The sequence below is a fragment of the Amycolatopsis bartoniae genome, assembly GCF_014191255.1.
GTDB lineage: Bacteria > Actinomycetota > Actinomycetes > Mycobacteriales > Pseudonocardiaceae > Amycolatopsis_E > Amycolatopsis_E bartoniae.
Genome location: NZ_JACHWH010000001.1, coordinates 535,219 through 560,334, shown reverse-complemented (window position 1 = coordinate 560,334; position 25,116 = coordinate 535,219). Strand labels below are relative to the sequence as shown.

Below are 25,116 nucleotides of genomic sequence, written 5' to 3'. Positions count from 1 at the left end.
GTCAGATGTCATCCTTACCGTGATCGGTAGGTGTCCCGGAGCAGCCCATATGCTCTCCGGCACCCAGGGTGCCGGGTATGGCTTTGATGTCACCGCCGCCGATGGCCTTGAGTGATTGGCCGCCCGGCACCCCGCGACGACTCGACCGCTCATTGGGATGCGCGACGTGGATCGCTGTGTAAGGACGCGACGGCGAGGTCGTCTGTTGGGCCGTGACCGCGACATCATTCGAGCTGGAGGTGACCGTGCCCGAACTGTGGGCCGGAATCGACGCAGGCAAATCACATCACCATTGCGTCGTGCTGGACGCCGACGGGAAACGACGGCTGTCCCGGCGAGTCGCCAACGACGAGACGGCGCTGCTGGAACTCATCGCCAACGTCGCCGAACTCGCCGGCGACGACGCCACAACCTGGGCGATCGATCTCAACAGCGGAGGCGCAGCGCTGCTGCTGGCACTGCTGGTCAACCACGATCAGCGCCTGCTCTACATTCCCGGCCGCACCGTCTACCACGCGGCAGCCAGTTACCGCGGAGACGGCAAGACCGATGCCAAGGACGCCGCGATCATCGCCGACCAGGCCCGCATGCGCCGCGACTTGCAACCGTTGAGGCCAGGCGATGACATCAGTGTCGACCTGCGGATCCTGACCGCTCGCCGCACCGACCTGATCTGCGACCGCACCCGAACGATCAACCGGCTGCGAACGCAACTGCTCGAATACTTCCCCGCTCTTGAGCGAGCTTTCGATTACAGCGCCAGCAAAGCCGCGCTCACTTTGCTGACCGGCTATCAAACGCCCGAAGCGCTGCGGCGGATCGGGCACTCCCGACTGGAAACGTGGCTACGCAACAGGAAAGTCCGCAACGCTGCGGCCGTCGCGGCAACCGCGATCGAGGCTGCGGCAGCACAACACACGACGTTGCCCGGCCAACGGCTCGCTGCTGATATGGTCATCAGGCTGGCGAAGGCGGTGATCGCTCTCAACGAGGAAATCGCCGAGATCGACACCCTGATCGAGAGTCGGTTCCGCCAGCACCGACACGCCGAGATCATCTTGAGCCTGCCCGGATTCGGCCCATTGCTCGGTGCCGAGTTCCTTGCCTCAACCGGCGGCGACATGACCCCGTTCGGCACCGCCAACCGTCTCGCGGGCGTCGCCGGGCTCGCGCCCGCACCCCACGATTCTGGACGCATCAGCGGCAACCTGCGCCGACCACGACGCTACGACCGGCGTCTGCTGCGCGCCTTCTACCTCTCGGCACTGGCCAGCATCCGCTGGTGCGCCGCGTCGAAAGCCTACTACGACCGCAAGAGAGCCGAAGGGAAACGGCACACCCAAGCCGTCATCGCGCTCGCGCGCCGACGACTCAACGTGCTCTGGGCCATGCTGCGTAACAACACGCAATACCACGCCCAACCCGCGCCGCTTACCGCTTGACAACATCATTGGGAATCACTCACAGTGCCCATCCCGCCGGACCTCAGCCCGGCGTAGTAAGGGAACTATGCCGATGCGAGTTGATCACGAGGACGTCCTCCTGATGTCGTGTGCGGGCTTGCAGTCCCAGGACATCGAGGAGGACGTCATGCCCCACGATAGTGGTCTGTCGCGCGGTGACAAGCGCCGAAACGAGCGATTGGCCCGGTTGCGGGCGCTGGTGCCGCCGCCCTGGAACGCGATCGTGGGGATCGATCTGGCCGATGAGAAGCAAGCGATCGTCGTGACCGATCACGATTCGCGGGTGCTGGCCCGGAAACGGGTCCGGGCGAAGGCATGGCGGCTGGGTTCGGTGTTGGAATGGGCCCGTAACGTGGCTCGCGGGCACGGGTTTGTCGATGTCACGGTGGGATGCGAGCCGACCGGGCACCGGTGGCGCGTTCTTGATCAACTCGCGGCGGGGTGGAGGATGCCGGTGGTGTGTGCAGCCGCTGCTGGTCGGCCGGGCACGCGAGAGCGAGGACTACACCCGGGACAAGACCGACGACAAGGATGCCGTGCTGATCGCCCGGCTGGTCGGTGACCTGCGCTGCTACGTGCCGGAACGGGCAGAGGAAAACTGGGCGCGACTGCGGCACCTGGGCGCTCGGCGGGAACGGCTGGTCGCCGAGGCCACCGCGAACGTGCAGCAACTGCGCGACCTGCTGGAATGCGCCTGGTCGGCGGTGCTGGGCTGCGCGGGCAAACCGTTCGAATCGAACAGCTGGTGCCCCGCGCTGACGGTGGTGCTTGAGCGCTGCAACGGCCGGCCGGAACGTCTGGCCAGGATGGGGCTTGCGCGGTTTCTGCAGGCGGTCAACCGCGAAGTGGCGCGCTGGGGTGGGCGCCAGGTCTGGCGGCGCATCGTCAGCGCGGTGTTCATCGCGCTGACCGATCGGGCCGGGGTCATCGCACAGCGCGCCGGTGCGCTGGAACGAGCCTGCGTCGTGCTCGCCGACTGGCATGCGACGAAGCGCCGACTGTCCCAGTGGAGACTCGCATGGTCGAGGTCCTCGACCAAGTCGACTCACCGACCTGGTCAGCTCCATCCCCGGGCTGTCGACCGTCGGCGCGGCCGCGATCCTGGCCGAAACCGGGGATCTGCCCGGTTCGACAGCCCACGCGCGGTGGTCAAGCATGCCGGGCTATGTCCCCGCGAGAACAACAGCGGCACCACGGAAGGCCAGGCCCGCATCGCCCGTCGTGGCCACCCCGGGCTGCCGCATGGCGGGCGGTCTGGGGCGCCCCAGCGAACAACCCGGTACTTACCGCTCGCTTTCATCATCTCACCACCCGGCAGGAAAATCCGCTCACCACCGGCCAGGTGCACGCCGCGCTCGCTGCCGCGCTACTGCGCTGGCTGCATGTCATCATCACCCAACGAGTCCTTGGAACGAACACATCGCCTGCGGACGCACCGATCTTTCCGCCGCCGTCTGACCCAGGCCGCGCCGGATTCCAGGGACGGGCCAAGCTCCACCTGGCGTGGAGGACCAACCTCGACCGACACCCTGAGCAGGCCCATCATCTCCTCCCCGAACTCGATTGCACGCTGTCGGGCCAACAACCCCATTGCCAGCTACGTAGAGCCGAGGAGCCGGTGAGCCCCCGATCCCCACTTGACAAATCTCGTCTTACGTTGGTGTCGGGCCAGAAACACCGCTCGCGGGACAGTCCCCCCAACCAGAAGATCCGTTACGTGACAGCCCTTAGACGGTGTGGGGCGACCGGTTCGGTGAGGTGGTTGCGGGCCGGGGCCTCGCTCACGCAGATTCGTGGGTTGCCGGGCAGGGGCCGCCTGCTCGGCCTATCCGACATATGTGGGAGGCCCCGGTGCTTGTTGAGCGTACAAGTGTGGGGCTCGATGTCCATGCCCGATCGGTCGCCGCCGCGGCGATCGACGGTGTGACAGGCGAGCTGCGGCGGGCGCGGTTGACGCCGTCGCACGATCACATCCGGTCCTGGATCGAGCAGGAAGGTCCGGTTGCGGTGGCGTATGAGGCTGGTCCGACGGGGTTCGGGTTGTACCGCGAGCTGACGGCGGCGAGGATCCGGTGTCTGGTTGCCGCGCCCTCGAAGTCGCAGCGCCCGTCCGCTGATCGGGTCAAGACCGACGCGAGGGACGCCGCGCGGCTGCTGCGGCTGGGAGAGGTCACACCGGTGTCGGTCCCGTCCATCGGCCAGGAGGCCGCGCGGGATCTGGTTCGTGCTCGGGAGGACGCCCGGGCCGATCTGATGCGGGTTCGGCACCGGCTCTCGAAACTGTTGCTGCGCCACGGAATCGTCTACTCCGGTGGCCGTACCTGGACCGGAGCGCACGATGCTTGGCTGCGCCGGCAACACTTCGACTCGCCGGCCACACCGGCCGCGTTCGAGTCCGATTACGAAGCGGTCCTGGCGATCACTGCTCGCCGGGATCGTCTGGACAAGGCCATCACCGAGATGGCCACCGACAGCGAGTTCACTGCTGTGGTGCGCCGGTTGTGTTGTCTGCACGGGGTGTCGCTGCTGACCGGGTTCGCGCTCGCGGTCGAGATCGGCGACTGGCACCGGTTCACCGGTGCCAGCATCGGCTCGTTTGCCGGCCTCGTACCGTCTGAATACTCCTCTGGGACGACGCGAGTGCAGGGCTCGATCACCAACACCGGCAACACTCACCTGCGCCGCCTGCTCGGTGAGGCCGCCTGGCACCACCGCGCCCGCTACACGATCGGCAACGGTCTGCGTGCTCGCTGGGAACTGACCCCGGCCGCTGCCCAGCACCGCGCCGACACCAGAAACCGTCGCCTGCACGAGCGTTGGGTCACGTTCAACCCGCGCCGCAAACGCCCGGCCATCGCCAACGTCGGCATCGCCCGTGAGCTGGCCGGCTGGTGCTGGTCCCTGGCCGTCATGGACTAACACCCACAAAGCAGCTTCGTCGCCGCAGACACGGTAGTGGCAGCGCGTGAAGCGACTCGCGAAACATCTATGAGCGGCCAGCCGCCCATATCGACAACTGTGCCACGCTCGCCCCTAGACACGCGGCGCAGCTCCTGCCGAAAGCCCGTCCTACGGTAACCAACCCGCGCATATCAGTCTGACCACGCGTCGCCAACGACACGCCCACCACCACACGCAACCACGAAGCACGAAACGCCGCCGGGGTCGTTCCCCGGCGGCGTCTCACCCTGCCCTCGACAAAGACCCACTACATATCAGGTGTACTGGCCTGAGAGGTTAGGAACGCGGCTCGCGGGGGTGTGGCCGCCGAGTGCGGTGTGGCCGCGGTGGTGATGTTAGGCGTGTAGCCATGGCGGTAGCGCTTCGCGTCGTTCGGTTTCGGACCGGTAGGGCGGGTGCAGGTCCATTCGTCGAGTAGGGCTCGGTTGGACCGCTCCACTTCCCGTTGGTCTGCGGCCGGTAGGGCCGGGTGCGTTTGTGGGTGATCGCGGCCGCGGCGAGGGCATCTCGCCAAAGCCGCGATTTGGAGCGTGGCCCGTTGTCGGTGAGCACCCGCGGGACGGTGAATCCGTGGGCAGCAAAGAAGAGTGGGGCACGCTGCCAGAACGCGACCGCCGTTTCCTTCTTTTCATTGGGCAGGGTTTCGATGTGAGGCAGCCGGGGATGATCGTCCACCGCCGCGTTGTGTAGGTAGCCGTAGCTGATCGGTGTCCGATGTTACCGCGTTCGGGCGTGGTAGCCCGGGCGTTGTGCCGACCTTGAGCGCGATCAAGCACCCACTGGCTACCGCCATCAGGGGTATTGCCTAGTTTCTTGATATCCACGTGCCCCAGCTCGCCGAGCAGGCAAATTCCTAGCGGGCATACCGGCTGTTTGGTGGCCCGGTCGAGATGGGCCAGACGCGCCACACCGTAGCTAGCCAACACTCGGTGCACCGTGGACGGCATCAGGTGCAGAGAAGACGTGATCCGAACCGGTCCCCACCGCCGCAGCACGCGAACCTTGACAATACGGCGTTCGGCGCGTGAGGGCGTACGCTCCAGACTGTGGTGCGGACTGCTGGAGGTCGACCATGCGACAACACCCTGCTCGCGATAGCAACGGGCGACGCTTCGCGGTCGAGAACGAGGCCTGGAATCCCCCAGCCGCTCGCCGTAACGGCCATCGCCTCCTCCGCCCATCTGGCTGCTTACGCCAGGACTGCCCCGGTGACTCATGCCTCCGACACCAGCATCCAGGGTGAACACACCGGTCGTACCGGCAACCACAAAGGAGCCGACGGCAATAAGCACAAAACTGCTCTCATCTTTCCAGCACGCCGATGCTGCAACGTCCTCTACGTCATTTCCCACAAAGGAACTCACTACCGGCACCCTGAGCCAATCCCCGCCGCAACAATCGATTTACAACCATATTTCCATACGCAGACAGGGCACTGTTCGTCAGCGAGTAAAGAAAACCAGACGGGGCCTGCTTAAAGAATTTTATCATCACAATATTTAGGTTTTTCAAACCAGGCGCATAGATGACGGTAGATATGGCTTGCGTTTTCTCGTGGAAGCTCACGGGTTCGTGCTGCAAACCGAGAGAGATCTTTCCAACCCGCCCCAGTCAGGAGTAGAACTGGATGGTCTCGCTCATTGACTCGCCGGTTCCGGACATCGCGAATAAGCGCGGCAACAACAGTAGCGGATGCAGGTTCGACGAAGAGTCCTTCCGTTACCACCAGGAGCTCCTGCGCCGCAACTACCTCCTCGTCGGTGACAGTCGTACCCCAACCACCACTCTCCTCGACAGCTTTCGCCGCCTCGCATCCGTCAGGCGGACTGGGAAGCTGAAGCCCCGATACGACCGTACTGCAACGATCGACACGCGGCACCGCTATCTCTCCAGAAAGGTACCGCGCCACGGGCGCACAACCCGCCGGCTGGGAGGCGACAATCACGGGTTCCATCGCATACTCCGACAGGCCTCGCGCAACGGAAACCAAGAGGCCGCCACCGCCCACTGGAAGGTAGACGTGAGTGGCGTCTGGAAGTTGCTCCGCTAGTTCATAACCGATAGTGTCCACGCCACGCATACCGTCGGGATTGAGAGCATTTGCCGTAACCCCAAGGAACAAGCCGCGTTCATTCGCAAATTCACTAACTTGACGTAGAAGTCTGTCTAGCGCTTTTCGGGATCCCCTGGTACCAATGCCTTCGACGGCCATGACGCTTGTTCCATATGGCAGCAAAGCCGCCAACTTCTCCGGCGGCGCTCCCGCCACCACACACAACATCCCCGGCAGGCCAGCCCGTGCGGCGTAGGCAGCAAAGGCGGCTCCAGCGTTTCCGGAAGAGGTCGCAATCCAGCCAGGGCATCCCCTGCTCAATGCAAGCGAGATCGACATCGCGGCAGCGCGATCCTTGTATGAACCGGTGGGATTTGCAGTTTCCAATTTGGCGGACAAGTCGCCTAAACCAATGCCCCGGGCAAGCCGGGGCAAAGGTACGACCGGAGTGTTGCCCTCACCCAGAGTGACAAATTCACTCACGGACGGTAGCCGGTTCGCAAATCTTTCCAGCCCGAAACGTCTCGTCGTCACTGCTCGCCTCCGTCGTCTCAGCGGCAACAAGTCCTTCGCTGACGCTCAGTGCCGCTGCCCAGACTGCGTATCGACTGATGAAACCACAACTTCAGTTTATAGCCAAGCGGTAGGTTCGACGACAGAGCCTGGACTCCCCACAACGCGCGCCTGCAGACATCGGTCCGTCCCTCGGTTGTCCCCTTTTACATGCCGACAACCGAGTTGAACTAGCCCCCACCGGAAACGACACTGCTATTTCTTGATCTTTTCTAGACTGTACACATAGTGAGCGCCCATCCGGGAGGACAAGTTATGCGACGGATTTGTGTATTCACCGGCGGCCGGGCGGACTACGGTCCCTTGCTGCCAGTCTTACGGGCTGTGCAGAAGGATGTCGCGCTGGAACTGCGACTGCTGGTCACTGGGGGACACCTGGTCGGGCAACAGGGCATGACAACTGAGCGAATCAGCCTTGACGGTTTTAGAGTCGATGAACAAGTAGAGAATGTGCTAGCGAGCGACACGCCTGTCGGCGTCGCGAAGTCGCTGGCTCTCGGGATCGCCGGGTACGCAGAGGCGCTCAATCGAATTGATCCCGATCTCCTGCTGGTGCTCGGCGACCGGTACGAGGCTCTCGGTGTCGCAATCACAGCTGCGCTTCGCCTGCTGCCCATCGCGCACATCTCCGGCGGGGAATTGACCTATGGAGCAACTGACGATTCCGTCCGCCACGCGATCACAAAACTCGCGGCCCTGCACTTCACGTCAACCGAAGAGTTCCGGTCTCGCGTGATCCAACTTGGCGAGGATCCGGAACGAGTCTTCAACGTGGGTGCACCGGGGTTGGATAACATCCGGACTATGGCCTTTCTCAGCCAGCATGATACGTCAAAGTTAGTGGGCGTCACCCTGAAAACCCCGGTGATAACGGTCACTTACCATCCCGCCACGGCGGACCCTCAAGGCAGTGGCCGAGGACTCAGAGGTCTATTGGCCGCGCTCGATCGATTCCCAGACGTCACTATAATTTTCACCGGCACCAACATCGACCAGCATTCGTTGTCGATCACCAAGGATATTGAGGAATACGTCCGCAGAAGAGAAGCTTCGACCCGTCTTGTTTCATCGCTCGGCCAGGCCGGTTACCTCAGCTTATTGAAGATTTCCTCAGCTGTGGTCGGCAACTCTTCAAGCGGCATTTACGAGGCACCCGCCGTCGGTACGCCAACAGTCAACATCGGCAGTCGTCAAGACGGCAGGCCTCGCGCCAAATCAGTCATTGACTGCGGCGAGGATGAGGCCGAGATAGCCGCGGCAATCGACGCTGCGCTGCGGATCTCTCGAGATGACCTACCGGGACTTTCCGACACTCCTTACGGCGACGGATACGCCGCTGATCGCATAGTGCATATCCTCAAGACAGTAAACTTGAAGCCTCTGTCCTGTAAAAAATTTTTCGATCTTCCGGATAGCTATTTTTACATGTGCTCAAACCAGCGAAATTAGTTTCGGGCGCGGATCACTGCACGAATTACTGCTAAAATAAGCAATGAACGAAGCTCCACGAACCGTAAATGAAGTGAAACCAGGCTACTGAACGGGCGTCGGCATAGAAGGTAGTAGCACTTGCGTTTCGCTGTTTCGGCCAGTCACTGCTTGCTGCCGGTTGTATTGATGCGATGCCGGCAACGGTTCAAGTTATTCGCAGGGATCCTGCCGTACCTCAAATCGTCGGTGGCCTCGTCGTGGTGGCGCTGCAGGTAAATTGTGCACTTTATCACCCGAGATAAAATTGCTGCCTCAGGGTGGATGGCCCAGTCGACGCCCTCTGGGATGAGTCGCGGGCAAGCTCTGCATGGGAGTTCCTTGGGCTACTCCAGCCCTCCGGCCGTGTACCTTAAACGGTCTTTTTTGTCGGCCGAGTAGATTGGGAATAATGTCGTACTGGCGACAGTTCAATCACACATTGATACTGATCCCCGTACCGATCCAGAACACCGCCAAACCCTGGTTCTGACCTGACTAGGTCTTTGAACTCCAGACACGCGAGACTCTGAACTCCTCTCCTGACTCAGGAGCCCAACTTCCAACAACATTGGTCAATTCAGAGCCAAAGCACTATCGCGGAGTACCGGAATTCAGAACACGCATCAGTCCGGAACCTCCGTGGTAGAAGTGGTTGTTCAGCCCGCCCAGGACTCGGCCATCCCGGTCAGCGCGCGGACCACGTGCTTCTGGTCCGCACTCGTCAGGTTTGACGAGCTCGGCAGGGAAAGGCCGCGCGCGTACACCGACTCGGCAACGTCCCCGCCGATCCGTAGACAGCCGACGTACGGTTTCTGCGCGTGCACCGGCGGCCAGAGCGGCCGGGTCTGCACGCCTTCGGCCAGCAGTGCCTCGGTGGCCTGCCGGGGTGCCGGCCCGCCGGCGGGAAGCAGGACGGAGTACATCCAGTAACTGGGGTCGGCCCACGGTGCGTGCGGCGAACACGAGACAGCAGTGCCGCCGAGCCATTCGTCATACCGTCCGGCGATGTCGTGCTTCGCTCGCAGGATGCCGGGCAGCTCTTCCAGCTGCGCAGTACCGAGCGCAGCGGCGAGGTTCGTGAGGCGGTAGTTGTACCCCACCTCTTCGTGCCAGTACTCCACTCCGGGCTCACGGGCCTGCGTGGTCAGGCTCTTGGCCCGGCGGGCGGCCTGCGCATCGGCGCCGACGATCATGCCGCCGCCACCGGTCGTGATCGTCTTGTTGCCGTTGAAGGAGAAGCAACCGAAATCACCGACACTGCCGACCTGCCTGCCACCCAACGGACCGGTGCGCCAAGTCGCTCCCAGCGCCTCCGCGGCGTCTTCGACCACCGCGATCCCGAACCGCTCCTTGAGTTCCAGTACGGGCTCGATGTCGGCGGGGTGACCGAGGACGTGCACCACCTCGACGATGTCCGGGATCCTGCGCCCCAGCCGGGCTCGCCGCACGACCTCATCCCGGATCAGCTGTGTGTCCATGTTCCACGTGCCCGGCTCACTGTCCACCAGCCAGATGTCCGCACCCGTGTACTGGATCGCGTTCACCGAGGCGATGAAGGTGAACGTGGGAGCAGCGACCACGGAGCCGGGGCCCGCGCCCGCCAACCGCATCGCGACGTGCAGGGCCGCGGTGCCGCTGCTGCAGGCCACCGCGTGGGGCACGCTGACGGCGTCGGCGAACTCACGCTCGAAGCGGTCCACGAAGGGACCGACCGAGGACACGTACCCGGTGTCGAAAGCCTCCATGACGTATCGCCGCTCACGCTCACCGAGTACCGGTTCGACCAGGGGAATCACCTTTATCCCCCTCAACGCTGGTAGCGCATCGCGCGGGCCGGGTCGACACGGTTCCGCAGCCAGTCAGCGGTGCTCTTCAACCCGTCGCCCAGCGACCACTCGGCCTGCCAGCCGAGCTTCTCCTTCGCCTGCCGCGGATCGGACAGCAGGATTTCGACCTCGCCGGCGCGTGGCCGCACGCGAGCCGGGTCCGAAACCAGCTCTGCCCGCACGCCGAGTACCTCGCAGCACTCCCGGAACAGGTCCGCAATCGAGATGGAGTGCCCGGTCCCCAGCTGGAGCACGGTTCCCGCCGGTACGTCGGCCAGTGCCATCCGAAGGAATCCCTCGACGGTGTCCTCTACGTAGGTGAAGTCCCGCTTCGGGTCGGCGTTGCCCACCTGCACCGTGGTGCTGCCTGCCAGCAACTGTCCGAGCAGGGTGGGGATGATCGCTCGCGCCGACTGCCTGGGGCCGAACGTGTTGAACGGCCGCAGTGTCACTGCGTTGACGCCGAAGGAGCGGACGTAGGACTCGCACAGTTGGTCCGCCCCGATCTTCGAAGCCGCGTACGGGGACTGCCCGCGGATCGGGTGGTGCTCGGTGATCGGCACGGTTTCCGGAGTTCCGTACACCTCGCTGGTCGAGGTGTTGATCACCCGCACGCGGCCTTCCTCGCGAGCGGCCTCCAGGATGTTGAGCGTGCCGTTCACGTTGGTGTCGACGAAGGACCGCGGCGCCTGGTAACTGTACGGAATCGCGATGAGCGCCGCGAGGTGGAAGACGACGTCCACACCCTCCACCGCATCCCGCACCGACCGGTAGTCCCGCACGTCCCCGAGCCGGAACTCGACACTCTCAGTGAGAGCTTCGTCCAGCTCGTCCAACCACCCGTAGGAACCGTTGGAGTTGTAGACGCAGAACGCACGTACGTCCGCGCCCGTTCTCGCCAGCCGCTCCACAAGGTGGCTGCCGATGAATCCGTCGGCGCCGGTCACCAGGACCCGCTTTCCCCGGAGTTGGTTCACACTGGTCACCTTTCGCGATTGGAGAGCCGCACGGTCAGTGCTCGCCCCGGGCCTTGGCGAGCTCGTCGGGACGACCGATGTCCTGCCACCCGTCGTCGAGCTGCCACACACCGATCCGCTTGCCTCGTCGCAGGCAGGCGGAGAACAGTTCGGTGATCGGGTACAGCACGTTCGCGGGTATTTCGGTTAGCAGTTCCGGGTCGATGGCGTAGATCCCCGCGTTCACCAGACAGGAATGGGTGGGCTTCTCGACGATCCGGGACAGTCGCCCGTCGTCCGTGTGCAGGACTCCGAACGGAACCTGGTGCTGGTATTCGCTTGCCGCGATCGTCACCACGTTCTTGTGCGCCTGGTGGAACTGCAGCAGGTGGCTCACCGAAAAGGCCGTGACCAGATCGCCGTTCATGACCAGCAGCGGAGCTTGCGGCCGGTAGCCGAGGTCGTTGAGCAACCTCAGTGAGCCGCCGGTGCCCAGCGGCCGATCGGTTTCCTCCCGCAGGTATTCGATCGAGCACCCGAACCGCCCGCCGTCACCGAAGTGCTTCTCGATCTTCTCGGCCAAGTAGTTCACGGAGAGGAAGATCTTCGTGATGCCCGAACCGACGAGGTGCAGGACCAGTCGCTCGAGGATGGGCCTGCCCGCGATGGGCAGCATCGGTTTCGGCGTGTCCCTGGTCAGCGACCCCAGCCTCGTTCCCTTGCCGCCGGCCATGATGACCGCCCAGTTGTCCCGCTTCACCGGGCCGATGATCTGGTCCTCGACGTGGATCCCGACCAGCCTGCCGTGCCCGTCGACGATCGGCAGCTCGCGGATCCTGAGCGCGCGCATGAGATCGAGCACCTCGGCCCGCCCGTCCGTCGCCCGAGCCGTCGTGACGACTGGCTGCACCAGCGACGTCACCGATTCGTAGAGAGCGCACCCGTCGAGCAACGCGCGGTGCACGTGTTCCCTCGCCACACAACCCTTCAGCATCCGCCGCCGGTCGGCAACGAACGCCCGGTCGATACCGAGCCGATCTATCAGTGACAGGGCCGAACGAATCGAATCCTGCTCGTCGATGAATAGTTCGGAGAAACTGTTTTCGTGGTCGTCCACTGTTTTCTCCCACAGATCCTGAGCCTGCGCTCCAGGCTTGCGCTCACCCCGCTGGACCAGCCAGGGGTCGTGTTTCATCCGCCCCCGCTCCACGTCGCCCGTGCGCGAATGCGCCAAAGCTGTGCGCAAAGCGGACAGACCGGGGCCTACCTGCGGAGTTAGCGTCGAGGTCTTCCAGGGCGAACAGGACGCGACAAGGAGTACGAGCGATCATGGAAGTCGACTTCAACCAACCGATCTCGCACGTCATCCGGGCCGCACGGCGCCAGCGTCAGCTCAGCCAGTACTCGCTGGCCAGGGAGCTCGCGACCATCTCCGGCCGGCCCACCATCACCCGCGACCTCGTCGCCCGGTGGGAGCGCGGGCACCAGATCCCCCGGCTCGGCACGCGTCAGTGGCTGTCCGTGGTCCTGCAGGTCCCGCAGGAACGCCTCGACATCGCGGCCGCGGCGGCTCGGCGGCGCAGCCGGCTCGGCCACGCCGTCGTCACGGAGAACGCCCCCGCCACGCCGGGGCCCGCCCGCCGCGCGCAGGGCACTCCTGCCCTGCTGCCCGTCTTCCGGTCCCGCGTCCAGGCCGGCATTCTCGCCGCGACGCTGCTCAACCCCGACCGCTCCTTCAGCCTGACCGAGCTCGCCGAGCACGCGGGCAGCTCGCTGGCCAGCGTCGACAAGGAGAACAAGCTCCTCGAGAAGGCCGGCATCCTCACCAGCCGCCGCGAGGGCACCATCCGCCTGATGCGCGCGGCCGGCGACAGCGGCCCCCTCGTCGGCCCGCTGACCGAGCTCATGCGCCTCACCTACGGCGTGCCGCAGGTCATCGGCGAGGAGTTCGGCTGCGTGCCGGGCGTCGTGCGGATCGTGCTCGGCGGTGTGTGGGCCGACCGCTTCGCCGGCATCCCCGGCCCCGCCCCCGAGAGCGTCGAACTGCTGCTCGCCACCCCGCCCGGGCGCAGGCTGGACGAGCGCGCCCTCACCACCGCGGTGAAGCGCACCGAGGAACGCCTCAAGCGCCCCGTGCACGTCGCCGTCGCGACCGTCGAGCCCGAGCTCGACACGCTGCAGATCCCCCGCCAGCGCCCCGGCCACCCGGTGGTCGAGGTCACCCCGATCCGGCCGCGCGTCGTGCCCCAGATCGCCGGCGTGGAGCTGGACGGCAAGGAGGTCATCACCCAGCTGCTGCGCAACGGGCAGCTCGAGATGGCCAGCGGCCCCGCGGCGAACAGCCAGCCGTTCCTGCAGCTCGCGGGCAAGCACATCGCCTCCGCCGAGCACCTGACCGACGCCTCGCCGGACTCGGCGTTCGTCCTGCTCGCCCAGGCCGCGCAGCTCATCGGCTCGGCCATGCTGGCACACCAGGGGCTGCGGGCGGCCGCGTCGGCGCCGGACCACGTCGTCGGCACCGCGGTGACCGCCCAGTTCGGGCACCAGTTCTCGCAGGTCGAGGCGCTGCGGCAGCGGGCACGTGAGCTGCAGGCGCCGACCAGCCGCGACAGCCACGTGATCCCCGCCGAGGCCAAGACGTACCTCGGCACCGTGCGGTCGCTGCTGGCCGCCGCCACCGAGGTCATGCCCAAGCTCGGACTGTTCAGCTGAGTCGACGTGAGGTAAGGATGTTGCGGAACATGGCTGTGGAGCTGGTCAGCGTGGTCAACCACCTGGTGCGTTACCCCTCCGGAATCGGACACCGCTGGGCACTGCCACCACAGGCCCGCCGACCGCTGGTCGTGCTCCCCGGTCTCGCGGACAACACCTCCATCTTCACCGGACTCAAAGCCGCCCTGGACGCCTGCGGAGCCGGGCCGGTCGTTTCGTTCGCGTACAGCCCTCTCGTGGGCAACGTGCGGACGGCGGCCGACCGGCTCGCGGGCCAGATCGAGCAGCTGTGCGAGATCAGCGGCGAGGACCAGGTCGACCTCGTCGGGCACAGCCTCGGCGGCCTCATCGCCCGTTACTACGTCCAGCGCCTGGGCGGACACAAGCGGACCGGCACTGTCGTGACGATCGGAACCCCGCACGGCGGTACCAAGGCGGCGCGGCTGCCTTCGCCGTTGCCGCTGGTCAGGCAGCTGCGCCCGGGCAGCGACCTGATCCGGGAGCTGGCCGAACCCGCTCCCGGCTGCACCACGCGGTTCCTCGCGTTCGCCGGGGACAGCGACCAGGTGGTGCTGCCGACCCGCAACGGCCTCATCGAGCACCCGGACCTGCCCGCGCGCAACGTCCTGGTGCCCGGCGCCGGGCACCTCGCATTGGCGGTGCACCGCCAGGTCATCACCGAGATCTGTTCCCTGTTCGGCCCGGCGAATACCGTCGAAGCTGTGCCGGAACAGCGATCAGCCTGCTAGTATTTCACTGAACGAACACGGCGTACCGGCAAACGAAACACAGTCGAGCGTCAGTGACCCGACCATTGCCCGTTCTGGCCACTGAGAGTGAGTGGAAGGTGGTCGCGGATGAGTACGACACTCCCGGACCTACCGCAGCGGGCTCTGTCCATGCTCAGGGCGGTGGCGAGTGGTCGCGCGGAAATGACCTGCAGTTGCGAGCCCGACCTGTTCATCGACGGTCTCGCGTGCTGCGACCAGGTGACGGCGCGGCTACTCTCGCACGCGGGGCTGATCCGCCCGGCGCGGCCGGGCGCGCTCGGGCAGCGGGTGCCGGTCCGGCTCACCGACGCCGGGCGGCACGTCCTGCAGGCCGAGCCGCTGGAAGCTGCCTGATTCACTGAGTGGAACTCCTATTGCACCAACTGGTAATCTCGACAGGCCGGTGACACGACAGACCTGCGAGGAGTTGGCGCCGTGGACGACCGCCTCACGCTTCGAGTCCTGACCCTCAACATCTGGAACGTCGAAGGCGAGCCGGCGCGGCAACCGTTGCTGCGCAAGGCGATCCGGGACCTGCGGCCCGACCTGGTGTCCCTGCAGGAGGTCACGCGCGAAGACGGGCGGGACCAGCTCGCCGAACTGCTCGACGGCACGGGCCTGCACGGCGTCCACCAGCTCGACGTCCTCGGCCCCGTTCCCGCAGCCGCACGCGCGGGAACGGCGCTGGCCTCCCGCTGGGCGCCGACCGAGGTCGAGGCGATTCCCCTGCCGCAGGCGCTGGGCGCCGAATGCGCCATCGCCGCCACCATCCGCCTGCCGATCGGGCAGGACTTCGTCTTCATGGCGGTCAAACCGACGTGGCGCCTGGACGCCGAGGCGAACCGGTTGGCGCAGGTGAAGGCCATCGCCGAGTTCGACGCCAAACAGCGCCGCGCCACCCCGACCATCATCGCGGGCGACTTCGACGCGACACCGGACGCCGACTGCATGCGCTTCCTCGTCGGCCGGACGGCGCTCGAAGGCACGAGCGTGCACTACCACGACGCGTGGGAAGTGGCGGGCGACGGCGGCCCCGGCTACACCTGGACCAGCGAAAACCCGCTCGCGGCACCGGTCGTCGACGAAGCGGTCGGCCAGCAGCCGCACGCCCGCCGTCTCGACTACGTGCTGGTGGGCTCGCGGCACCAGCACCCCGACGTGAGCGCGAAGATCCTCCGCACGGAGGTCGTGCTGACGGACCCACCGGTGAGCGACCACTACGGCGTGCTCGCCGAGATAGCGGTGGAGACGCTCGGGTGAAGCCCGTCCTGGCCTTCGACTGGTGCGGCACGCTCGTCGCCGACATCCGGCGCGCCACCCAGGCGACGGCAGCGGTGTTGCGCAGGCACGGGCGCGAAGACTGGGACACGAGCAGCTTCCGGGACACGTTCCGCCTACCGCTGACCGACTTCTTCGCCGAACTGGCCGTGCCGCCGACGCTGATCGAAGAGACGGTCGAGCTGTGGCACACGGAGATGGGCCGGTCGCGACCGGTCCCGGCGCCGGGCGCGGTCCAGCTGCTGCGGCAGGCCCGCAACGCCGGGTGGGCGGTGGCGGTCGTGAGTGCCGTCGGCTGTCTGGAACAGGATCTGAACCACCTCGGCTGGCATGGGTTGATCGACTTCGTCCACCCGGGCGTCACCGACAAGGCCGCCGCGTTGCGGGAACTGGCCGAGACCGGGCCCGTGACATATGTCGGTGACACCGAGTACGACGTCGTGGCGGCCACCAGGGCCTGCGCCACGGCCGTCGCCTACACCGGCGGTTACCGCCCGGCGGACGCGTTGCTGACCGCGGGGCCAGCGGCCACAGTGGACGATCTCGACGCGCTCGCCGCTTTGCTCGCCGCGCCGGACTGCGTTCGCCGCCGGGCGCCGCGGTTGTCCGTGCTGCATTCCGTGGCGGACCGCAGTTCCGGTTACCTCCTGCACACGCCCGGTGGTCTCGTGCTGGTCGACTGTGGACCGGGAGTCGTCGACGCGCTGGACCGGTCGGGGCAGCTGCCGGACGTGCGGGCGGTCGTCATCACGCACGCGCACGCCGGCCACAGTCTCGACGTGGTCGCCCTCGCATCGGCGCGTCACCAGCCGCGGCGGCGGCCACTGCTGTTCGCGCCGGCGCACGCGCTCGACCTGTTCGACCAGCTCGACCGGCTCTACTGCGGTGCCGTGGGGCGGACTTTCGAGCAGATCGCCCTGCCGATGGACGGCACGACCGGGCTCGCCGTCGTGCCCGGAGTCACGCTCTTCTCTTATCCAGCAAGGCATTCCGTGCCCTCGGCGGCGTTGCGGTTCCAGCTCCCGGAAGCCACCGTCGCCTTCTCGTCGGACACCGGAGTCACCGATGCGGTGATCGCCGCGGCCTCCGACGCGACGGTCTTCGTCTGCGAAGCGACCCATCTCGATCCGGTCCACGACACCGCCGGGCACCTGAGCGCGCGCCAGGCCGGGCTGATGGCCGACCGGGCGGGCGCGGAAACGCTTCTCCTGTCGCACCTCGCCGATCCCGCCGACGGCCTCGCCGCGATCGAACGCGCCCGCGACTGCTTCGACAATTCCCTCACCGCGGCATCGAGCGGAACAGTCCTGTCGCTGGTTCGCTGAAGGGCGCGGAACGGCTTCGACAGCAGAAGTCGACCCCAGTTATCACGATCGTTTTAAGCATATGTTGGTGGTCTGGGCGTTGCTCGCTCATTGCCCGTTCACGCGCCAGCAATCCGGAAGTGAGCCGACTATGCGTGGTTACCGCAACACCGCAGTGCGGTTCGAGTACGGAACGAAGGCCGAGACCCTCACCAGGATGTCGGAACTGGTGCGGTCGGCCACCGTGCTTCCGCTCGAATTCTTCAGCGTCGACGAATGGCGCGTAAATCCCGAGGCGGTTCTGGCGGAAATCGCCTCCCGGCCCTGGTCCGACGCCACGCTGATCGTCCGCAGCAGCGCGTTGTCCGAGGACAGGACCGGTTCCTCCAACGCGGGGCGCTACCTTTCGTGCCCCAACGTGCTCGGTCGTGAAGAACTGGTCCGGGCCATCATCCGGGTCATCGACTCGTTCGACGACGGGAATCCCGGAAACCAGGTCCTGGTCCAACCGCAATTCGCGGAAGCCGTCGCGAGCGGGGTCGTCTCGTCCTACGAACCGAGCTGCGGCGCGCCTTATCGGGTGGTGAACTGGACCGGTGGTGCCGACACCACGGAGGTGACTTCCGGCGGCACCGAAGTCAGCACCTGGTACTACCTCGACGGCAATTCCGAAAAGGCCCCGGCCGACTGCCTTTCCGGCATCCCCGGCCTCGTCACCGAACTCGAGAACCTCGTCGGCCCGGACCCGTTCGAGTTCGAATTCGCCGCCACCGCTTCCGGCGCTCTGGTGCTGTTCCAGGTGCGCCCGCTCGCCGGTGCGCGGCCCATTCCGCAGGGCGAACGGCACGGGCAGCTCGTCCGCGCGTGCCAGTACCAGGTGCAGCTGCTCAACCAGGTGCGCCCGCCCGCGCTCGGCGCCCGCACCGTGCTGGGGATCATGCCCGACTGGAACCCGGCCGAGATGATCGGCGTGCGCCCGCGCCCGCTCGCGACCTCGCTGTACCGGGCGCTGATCACGGACAGCGTATGGGCAGAGTCCCGCGCCCGGTACGGCTACCGGGACCTGACCGACGTGCCGCTGCTCGTCGACCTCGGCGGCCTCCCGTACATCGACACGCGGGCGAGCTTCACCTCGCTCGTGCCCGCGTCGCTGGACGACGTCCTCGCGCGCCGGCTGGTGGAGCATTACGTCGACACCCTGCGCGCGAACCCGCACCTGCACGACAAGGTCGAGTTCTCCATCGCCCTCACCTGCTACCACTTCACGCTGCAGGACCAGCTGCGCAAGCTCGTCGATGCCGATGTCCTGACGCCCAACGACTCGGCGTTGCTGGAGAAGAGCCTGCGGGAGCTGACCACCGGCGTCATGGCCGACGACGGCCCGTTCGCGGCCGACCTGCGTGCGGTCCGGTTGCTCGCCGCGACGCCGATCGTGCGGCCGGCGGACTACTCACCCGCGCACCTCGGTCACCTCGCCGCCGCGTGCCGACGGCGCGGCACCCTGCCGTTCTCGGGCCTGGCGCGGGCCGCGTTCGTGGCCACCAGCATCGTGCGCAGCCTGGTGGACCTCGACGTCCTGTCCTCGGACGACGCCGACGCGCTCCTCGGCAGCGCGAACACGGTCAGCGCGCAGCTGCTGACCGACTTCGCCTCGCTGAGCAGGCACGAGTTCCTGGAGCGGTACGGGCACCTGCGGCCGGGCAGCTACGACATCCTGTCGCCCCGGTACGACGAGGCGCCGGACGTCTACTTCGACTGGTCCGCGGCGAGGACGGCGCCACCGCCGACCGCGCCGTTCGAGCCCACGAACGAACAGTTGCGGGCGATCTCTGAACTGCTCGTTTCCCATTCCCTGCCGGGAAATCCGGAGAACCTGCTCACGTTCGTGCAGCACGCGGTCGCCGCGCGGGAGTACGGGAAGCTGCAGTTCTCCCGTTTTCTCAGCGAAATCCTGTGGGAGGTGCGCCGCGGGGGCGAGCACCTCGGTTTCAGCGCCGACGACCTGTCGTACGCGACTTTCCCGGCGCTGCTGGAACTGCACGGCACCGACGGTGAGAATCGGCGACGGCTGACGGAAATCGTCCGCACGGGACGGGAACGGCACGAGCTGACAGAGGCGTTGTGCGCACCCGCCTTGCTCGCCGCTCCCGAACAGCTGACCGGTTTCGTGGCCGCTTCGGGTGCGGCGAACTTCATCACGCACTCGCGCGTCATCGCCCCGATCGCCGATGTGGCCGCCGGGGAGGACCCGACGGACGCGATCGCCGTGATCGCCGCCGCGGACCCGGGGTACGACTGGATCTTCACCAAGCGGGTCAAGGGTTTGCTGACCGCGTTCGGCGGGGCGAACTCGCACATGGCGATCCGGGCGCTGGAGCTTGGGGTGCCCGCCGCGATCGGGGTCGGCCAGGAGCGGTTCGAGCAGTGTCGGCGGGCCGGGGTGCTGGAGCTGGACGCCGGGAACCGGGTGATCAGGGCGGCGGGAGCGGGCCGGTCGTGACCAGGGGCGCGGTGATCTGGATAACGGGCCTGTCCGGGGCGGGAAAGTCCGCGGTGGCAAGCGCTTTCGTGGAGCGGCTGCGCGCGGACGGCCACGCCCCGGTGTACCTCGACGGCGACGAGCTGCGCAGCGCACTGGACGCGGCGCCCGACTTCGGCATGGCCCAGCGACGGCAACTGGCCTGCACGTACGCACGCCTGTGCAGGTTGTTGTCGGAGCAGGGACACGTGGTGGTGTGCGCGACGATCTCGTTACAGCACCGGGTCCACGACTGGAACCGGCGTCATTTGCCTTGCTACGTCGAGGTTCTGCTCGACGTGCCACTTGAAGAGCTGCACCGCCGCGACCCGAAGGCGATCTACCGCGCCGCGGACGGCCACATCGTGGGCGTCGACCTGGCGGCGGAGTTCCCGCTGGCCCCGCACCTGCGCATCCCGAACCACGGGACGACCTCCCCGGACCGGGCCGCCACCCGGATACACGAGTTCTGCCAAGCACGAGGAGTGTTATGACGACCTGGGACTACACGACGCTGGCTGCCACGTACTCGCTCCGGCCGCCGTACGCGCCGCGAGCGATCGACCGGATCGTGGGCCTGGCCGCCACCGCCCACCCCCGGGCGGCCGACATCGGCGCGGGTACCGGCCACCTCACGCTCGACCTGCTCGCACGCGGGTGCCGGGTGGACGCCGTCGAGCCGAACGCGGCGATGGCCGAGGTCGGGCGCAGCCGCACCGCCGAGCACGACCAGGTGGGCTGGTCCGCCGGCACCGGGGAGGAGTCCGGGCTGCCCGGATTCACCTACGACCTCGTCACGTTCGGTTCGTCGTTCAACACCACCGACCGTCCGGCCGCCTTGCGGGAGTCCGCCCGGCTGCTGGTCGACCGAGGCCACCTGGCGTGTCTGTGGAACCACCGGCAGCTCGACGACCCGCTGCAGTTCGAGATCGAGTCGCTCATCCGGTCGCGGGTGCCGGGCTACTCGTACGGGCTCCGCCGCGAGGACCAGGGGCCGGTCATCGAGAAGAGCGGGCTTTTCGGCGAGGTGACCGTGATCGAGGAGCCGATCCTGCACGAGGTGGCGGCAACGGACTGGCTCGCGGCGTGGCGTTCGCACGCAACGCTGCAGCGGCAGGCCGGGCCGCTGTTCGACGACCTCGTTTCGGAGATCGAGCGGATCGCGCTGAGTCTCGGCCAGGAGGTGCTCGACGTGCCGTACCTGACGGTGGGCTGGACCGCGCGGCTGCTCGAAGGCCGCCCATGATCCCTGTCGCGGTGACACAGCGAATCGTCGTGGACCCCGTGACCGGCGAAATCCGGCTCGCGCTCGATGTGCGGTGGGCCCGGTTCCTGGCCGCGGCCGGCCTGATCCCGGTGCCGTTGCCGTTGGAAGCGGCGCTCGCGCGGCAGGTCATGCGAGCCGCCGGGTGCGCGGGCCTGCTGCTGACCGGGGGCAACGACCTGGGCGAGGTGCCGGAGCGGGACGAGCTGGAGCTGTCGCTGCTGGCCGCCGCACTCGCGCGGCGGCTGCCGGTTCTGGGCGTCTGCCGGGGGATGCAGCTGATCCTGTCGGCCTTCGGCGGGGTGTTGCAAAAGGTCGAAGGGCACGTCGGCGTGCAGCACCGGCTGGCCGACGGGCGTGTCGTGAACAGCTACCACAACTGGGGCGCGGTCGAAGCCCCACGCGAGTTCACGGTGACCGCCCGTCACGAGGGCGTCGTCGAGGCGATCCGGCACCGCGTGGCGCCGGTGGTGGGAACGATGTGGCATCCGGAACGCACGGACCCGTTCGACCCGGCGGACCTGGCCCTGTTCACCGAGCTGTTCAGGAGTAGCGATGAAAGCCGTCATCCTGGCCGCGGGGCGTGGTTCGCGCATGGGCGACCTCACGTCGGACCGGCCGAAGTGCCTGCTGGAGATCGACGGGAGGACTCTGCTTGACCGCCAGGTCGCCGCACTGACCGCGGCGGGCGTGACCGAGATCGGCGTGGTGACGGGCTGGCAGGCGGAGCGCTTCGCGGGCCTGCCGTTCCGGCTGTTCCACAATGCACGGTGGGCGGACTCGTCCATGGTGGACTCGTTGGCGTGCGCGGAGGAATGGCTGCGGACGGAGCCGGTGGTGGTGTCGTACGGGGACATCGTCTACGCGCCGGACGCCGTGCGAGCAGTTTTGGCCGGGCAGGGTTCCATCGTGGTGGCGTACGACCCGAACTGGCTGGAGCAGTGGTCTTCGCGGTTCGAGGATCCGCTGAGCGACGCGGAAACATTCCGGTTGAATGCCGACCGGACGCTTGCGGAGATCGGAGGAAGTGCCAAGTCCGCGACCGAGATCCACGGGCAGTACATGGGATTGCTCAAGCTCGATCCTGAAGGATGGCGCGTACTTGCCGGAACGCTTGATTCAGCGGCCGCTCACGAGCGTCGCACGGACACGACAGCGCTCCTCGCCGAAATCGTGGCCACTGGCGCCGCGTCGATCGAAGCGGTGGCAGCACCAGGTCTCTGGCATGAGTTCGACTCGAACAAGGACCTCCTTTCCGGACACTCAGTCGTTCGTCAACTGGACGCCTTGCTCAGCATCTAAGCACGGAAGGAAATTGCATGAAGGTCTCAGTTGATGATGGCCTGCACCAGCATCTCGTGCGCCTGTTCGGCACCGTGCTCGAGGAGAACCTGCCCAGGATCGGCCATCAGGACGTGGTGGTCGTCGGTTATCCAGGATCCGGCAAGACGATTCTGGCCAATGTGTTGCGCCTGTTGCGGCTGAATTACGCTTACGCTGTAACCGAGCGCCTGTCTACCGACGGATCGAACGAACCCGTTTCCCGCTACGCTGATTACCTGCAGCGGTTGGACACGGACCCCGCATCCGATGGGCTGCACCGTCCACCACCCCGACTGATCTGGCCACGTTTCGTCAAAACTCCGTTGCCGCCGCAGTACTTCAATTCGCGGTCGTTGTACGGCGCGTGGGCACTTGTGCGCGACCCGCGAGACAACGTCTACTCGTACTACCAGCACCTCTACCCTCAACTCCCGGCGTCAGAACGCCAGACATTCGCCGACTGGCTTGCTTCCTCCGATTTCCTCGCTGGACGCCCTGTCGACGTCTGGCACTACACCTACCGGGGTTGGCTCGAGCAGGCTGCAGAGTTCGGGCGCACCGCGGTCACCCGGTTCGAGGACCTCAAGCGCGACCCAGTCGGAACAATGGACCAAGCCCTGCGCGCATTCGACATCGACGTGGACGAGTCGGCGCTGACCGAGGCTGCCGAACTCAGCTCCTTCGAGCACATGCGGAAGCACGAAGAGGAAGTGCTGCGCGAGGAGGGACGCGCAGCCGAAAACGGAAGGATGGTTCGCCGCGGGAAGGTGGGTGAGTGGCGGGAGTGGATGACGCCCGAGTTGTGGGCCCACTTCGCCGACCCAGACCTGATCGCCACCGCGAAGGCCTTTGGCTACGACCTCAGCCCTCCGTAACAGCACCCAGCCGTGTGAACCCCTTTCGGGTTTTCCGGCCCCTCCTGCGGGCAACCGAACCGCATGGCCGCCTTCAGGTACCTCCGTGATCCCGTGGCGGATGCGGACTCGGAGGCCGCGCAGCTCAGTGAACCGGCCAAGCCGCTCGGGCCCTTGGGGGCTCCCTTCGACCGGCGGTCGCCGTTCTTCGTCGGGATCGCGCTAGCCGCCGGGATGGCCGTGACCGCCGGCTGCGTGTGGCTCCTGTACGTCACCAGCGGGACCCTCGTGCTGATCGGCGTCTCGCTGTTCCTCGCCGTCGGGTTGGAGCCCGTCGTCGGGTGGCTCGCCGGGAAGCGCCTCCCGCGCCCCCTCGCCGTGGCGAGCGTCCTCGTCCTCGCGCTCGCCGTCGTCGCCGGGTTGCTCGCCGCGCTCATCCCGCCGCTCGTCGAGCAGGCGACGACGTTCGCCGACAAGGCGCCGCAGCTCCTCCAGCAGCTCGGCGCCCACACCGGCGGCCTCGGCGAACGCTTCCAGCTGCGGCAACGCGCCGAAGCCGCCCTGCGCAACCCCGAGCTGCTCACCGGCCTCATCGGCGGCGGGAAAGCCTTGCTCGGCACGCTCGCCGACACCGTCATCGTCTTCGTGCTCACCGCGTACTTCCTCGCGAACTTCCCGCGCCTGCGCACCACGGCCTACCGCTTCGTGCCGCACAGCAGGCGGCCCCGCGCCATCCTCATCGGCGACGAGATCCTCGCCAAGGTCGGCTGGTACGTGCTGGGCAACCTCGCCGTCTCGCTCATCGCGTCCGTCACCGCCTTCGTCTGGCTGCTGGCGTTCGGCGTGCCCTACCCGGTGCTGCTCGCGCTGCTGTTCGGCGTCCTCGACCTCATTCCGGTCGCCGGCTCGACCGTCGGCAGCGCGGTGCTGGCCCTGATGGCTCTCACCGTGTCCGTCCCCGCCTGCCTCGCGACCGTGGGCTTCGCCGTCGCCTACCGGGTCGTCGAGGACTACGTGCTGGTGCCCAAGATCATCGGCCGGGTGGTGCGCGTGCCCGCGCTCGTCACCGTGGTCGCGGTGCTGCTCGGCGGGGTGCTGCTCGGCGTCGTGGGCGCGCTGGTGGCCATCCCGCTGGCGGCCGCTGTGCTGCTGCTCCTGCGCGAGGTGACCTTCCCCCGTCTCGACCGCGCGTGAGGCCCGTGTACGCTCTTCCACGGAGGATTGGCCGAGCGGCCTAAGGCGCACGATTGGAAATCGTGTTGGGTGTAACAGCCCTCACGGGTTCGAATCCCGTATCCTCCGCTCTCTTCGAAGGCCCCGGGTGTGTCACACCGCCCGGGGCCTTTGTCACACGATCGGCCTAGTGCGTTCCCCTCGCTGGCATACCGATAGTTTTATGGGGGTCGTCACCAACGACGACCACCGTGGCACGACACATCCGAGGAGAACCCGCGCCGATGGCCGGAGTGGAAGAGATCCGCGCTGGGATCGCGATGGCGAACGAGAAGTGCAACGCCAGCGTCGCCGCCCTGCAACAGGCCGCCCAGGCGCTCGAGGAGGCCCAGCAGATCCTCGGCCAGGTGACGGCGGGCAGCACCCAGCCGGAGGTCACCCAGGCGCACGGCCTGCTCGCCGAAGCTGTCCAGGGCATCACGGGCCAGCAGAACACGATCCAGGCCGCCGTTTCGTCCGCCGAGTCCTATTCCGCCCGGCTGTAGATGTACTCGCTCGCCGAGCTCCATGCGCAGCTGGCCGCTTTCCGTGCCAAACTGGCGGAGGCAACGGAACACA

Annotated in this window: 21 protein-coding genes, 1 tRNA gene and 1 pseudogene; 18 read left to right on the top strand and 5 right to left on the bottom strand. The window is 66.7% G+C overall.

Annotated features, from left to right (window positions below; all coding sequences use genetic code 11):
* The first annotated feature begins 239 nt into the window (after nucleotides 1-239).
* The 3 genes from FHX82_RS02840 (at nucleotide 240) to FHX82_RS02830 (ending at nucleotide 4,382) form a co-directional block, all read left to right on the top strand.
* Nucleotides 240-1,442: an IS110 family RNA-guided transposase gene (locus FHX82_RS02840; RefSeq protein ID WP_183176575.1), complete on the top strand. Its 1,203-nt coding sequence runs from the start codon at nucleotides 240-242 to the stop codon at nucleotides 1,440-1,442.
* Nucleotides 1,443-1,840: 398 nt separating this feature from the next.
* The gene (locus FHX82_RS02835) at nucleotides 1,841-3,085 is read left to right on the top strand and encodes an IS110 family transposase (RefSeq protein WP_145935380.1); all 1,245 of its coding nucleotides are present in this window, start codon (nucleotides 1,841-1,843) and stop codon (nucleotides 3,083-3,085) included.
* 250 nt (nucleotides 3,086-3,335) lie between these two features.
* Nucleotides 3,336-4,382, top strand: a complete 1,047-nt coding sequence (locus FHX82_RS02830) for an IS110 family RNA-guided transposase (protein WP_222425965.1) — start codon at nucleotides 3,336-3,338, stop codon at nucleotides 4,380-4,382.
* Nucleotides 4,383-4,678: 296 nt separating this feature from the next.
* Here the strand turns inward: FHX82_RS02830 and FHX82_RS37950 are convergent.
* Both FHX82_RS37950 and FHX82_RS02820 read right to left on the bottom strand, forming a co-directional pair.
* Nucleotides 4,679-5,099 (bottom strand): annotated as a pseudogene (locus FHX82_RS37950) (integrase core domain-containing protein).
* Nucleotides 5,100-5,898: 799 nt separating this feature from the next.
* On the bottom strand, nucleotides 5,899-6,960 hold the full coding sequence (locus FHX82_RS02820) for a pyridoxal-phosphate dependent enzyme (RefSeq protein ID WP_186382243.1): 1,062 nt from the start codon (nucleotides 6,958-6,960) through the stop codon (nucleotides 5,899-5,901).
* Nucleotides 6,961-7,305: 345 nt separating this feature from the next.
* On the opposite strand from FHX82_RS02820, the gene neuC reads away from it, so the two are divergent.
* On the top strand, nucleotides 7,306-8,499 hold the full coding sequence (neuC, locus tag FHX82_RS02815) for a UDP-N-acetylglucosamine 2-epimerase (protein ID WP_145935390.1): 1,194 nt from the start codon (nucleotides 7,306-7,308) through the stop codon (nucleotides 8,497-8,499).
* A 677-nt stretch (nucleotides 8,500-9,176) separates the two neighbouring features.
* Here the strand turns inward: neuC and FHX82_RS02810 are convergent.
* Genes FHX82_RS02810 through FHX82_RS02800 form a run of 3 tightly spaced genes read right to left on the bottom strand, consistent with a single transcriptional unit; the run spans nucleotide 9,177 to nucleotide 12,419 of the window.
* Nucleotides 9,177-10,316 carry a DegT/DnrJ/EryC1/StrS family aminotransferase gene (locus tag FHX82_RS02810; protein WP_145935377.1) on the bottom strand — a complete coding sequence of 380 codons (1,140 nt, stop codon included), beginning with the start codon at nucleotides 10,314-10,316 and terminating at the stop codon, nucleotides 9,177-9,179.
* An 11-nt stretch (nucleotides 10,317-10,327) separates the two neighbouring features.
* Nucleotides 10,328-11,323 (bottom strand): SDR family NAD(P)-dependent oxidoreductase, encoded by a 996-nt coding sequence (locus FHX82_RS02805; RefSeq protein WP_229880828.1) that lies wholly within the window; start codon nucleotides 11,321-11,323, stop codon nucleotides 10,328-10,330.
* Nucleotides 11,324-11,357: 34 nt separating this feature from the next.
* Entirely contained in the window at nucleotides 11,358-12,419 is a 1,062-nt protein-coding gene (locus tag FHX82_RS02800) for a nucleotidyltransferase family protein (protein WP_183176440.1), read from the bottom strand.
* A 212-nt stretch (nucleotides 12,420-12,631) separates the two neighbouring features.
* On the opposite strand from FHX82_RS02800, the gene FHX82_RS02795 reads away from it, so the two are divergent.
* From FHX82_RS02795 to FHX82_RS02730, 14 genes are all read left to right on the top strand, one after another.
* On the top strand, nucleotides 12,632-14,014 hold the full coding sequence (locus FHX82_RS02795; protein ID WP_145935375.1) for a helix-turn-helix domain-containing protein: 1,383 nt from the start codon (nucleotides 12,632-12,634) through the stop codon (nucleotides 14,012-14,014).
* Nucleotides 14,015-14,043: 29 nt separating this feature from the next.
* Nucleotides 14,044-14,763 (top strand): esterase/lipase family protein, encoded by a 720-nt coding sequence (locus tag FHX82_RS02790; RefSeq protein WP_229880827.1) that lies wholly within the window; start codon nucleotides 14,044-14,046, stop codon nucleotides 14,761-14,763.
* Nucleotides 14,764-14,871: 108 nt separating this feature from the next.
* Nucleotides 14,872-15,138 (top strand): hypothetical protein, encoded by a 267-nt coding sequence (locus tag FHX82_RS02785; RefSeq protein WP_183176439.1) that lies wholly within the window; start codon nucleotides 14,872-14,874, stop codon nucleotides 15,136-15,138.
* A gap of 81 nt (nucleotides 15,139-15,219) precedes the next feature.
* Nucleotides 15,220-16,044 carry an endonuclease/exonuclease/phosphatase family protein gene (locus tag FHX82_RS02780; protein ID WP_145935373.1) on the top strand — a complete coding sequence of 275 codons (825 nt, stop codon included), beginning with the start codon at nucleotides 15,220-15,222 and terminating at the stop codon, nucleotides 16,042-16,044.
* Nucleotides 16,041-17,387, top strand: coding sequence for an MBL fold metallo-hydrolase (locus tag FHX82_RS02775; protein WP_145935372.1), 1,347 nt, complete (start codon nucleotides 16,041-16,043; stop codon nucleotides 17,385-17,387). The genes FHX82_RS02780 and FHX82_RS02775 overlap by 4 nt, the downstream gene beginning before the upstream one ends.
* Before the next feature lie 61 nt (nucleotides 17,388-17,448).
* The gene (locus tag FHX82_RS02770; protein ID WP_145935371.1) at nucleotides 17,449-19,866 is read left to right on the top strand and encodes a PEP-utilizing enzyme; all 2,418 of its coding nucleotides are present in this window, start codon (nucleotides 17,449-17,451) and stop codon (nucleotides 19,864-19,866) included.
* Nucleotides 19,863-20,378: an adenylyl-sulfate kinase gene (locus tag FHX82_RS02765; RefSeq protein WP_145935370.1), complete on the top strand. Its 516-nt coding sequence runs from the start codon at nucleotides 19,863-19,865 to the stop codon at nucleotides 20,376-20,378. The genes FHX82_RS02770 and FHX82_RS02765 overlap by 4 nt, the downstream gene beginning before the upstream one ends.
* Nucleotides 20,375-21,130, top strand: coding sequence for a class I SAM-dependent methyltransferase (locus tag FHX82_RS02760; RefSeq protein WP_145935369.1), 756 nt, complete (start codon nucleotides 20,375-20,377; stop codon nucleotides 21,128-21,130). The genes FHX82_RS02765 and FHX82_RS02760 overlap by 4 nt, the downstream gene beginning before the upstream one ends.
* 11 nt (nucleotides 21,131-21,141) lie before the next feature.
* Nucleotides 21,142-21,807, top strand: a complete 666-nt coding sequence (locus tag FHX82_RS02755) for a gamma-glutamyl-gamma-aminobutyrate hydrolase family protein (RefSeq protein WP_183176437.1) — start codon at nucleotides 21,142-21,144, stop codon at nucleotides 21,805-21,807.
* Nucleotides 21,743-22,450, top strand: coding sequence for a phosphocholine cytidylyltransferase family protein (locus FHX82_RS02750; protein ID WP_221215315.1), 708 nt, complete (start codon nucleotides 21,743-21,745; stop codon nucleotides 22,448-22,450). The genes FHX82_RS02755 and FHX82_RS02750 overlap by 65 nt, the downstream gene beginning before the upstream one ends.
* Nucleotides 22,451-22,467: 17 nt before the next feature.
* Nucleotides 22,468-23,346, top strand: a complete 879-nt coding sequence (locus tag FHX82_RS02745) for a sulfotransferase domain-containing protein (RefSeq protein ID WP_145935366.1) — start codon at nucleotides 22,468-22,470, stop codon at nucleotides 23,344-23,346.
* A gap of 63 nt (nucleotides 23,347-23,409) precedes the next feature.
* Nucleotides 23,410-24,519 carry an AI-2E family transporter gene (locus FHX82_RS02740; protein ID WP_145935365.1) on the top strand — a complete coding sequence of 370 codons (1,110 nt, stop codon included), beginning with the start codon at nucleotides 23,410-23,412 and terminating at the stop codon, nucleotides 24,517-24,519.
* A 21-nt stretch (nucleotides 24,520-24,540) separates the two neighbouring features.
* Nucleotides 24,541-24,627, top strand: a tRNA-Ser gene (locus FHX82_RS02735).
* A gap of 155 nt (nucleotides 24,628-24,782) precedes the next feature.
* Nucleotides 24,783-25,043 carry a hypothetical protein gene (locus FHX82_RS02730; protein ID WP_091509056.1) on the top strand — a complete coding sequence of 87 codons (261 nt, stop codon included), beginning with the start codon at nucleotides 24,783-24,785 and terminating at the stop codon, nucleotides 25,041-25,043.
* The last annotated feature ends 73 nt before the right edge of the window (nucleotides 25,044-25,116 follow it).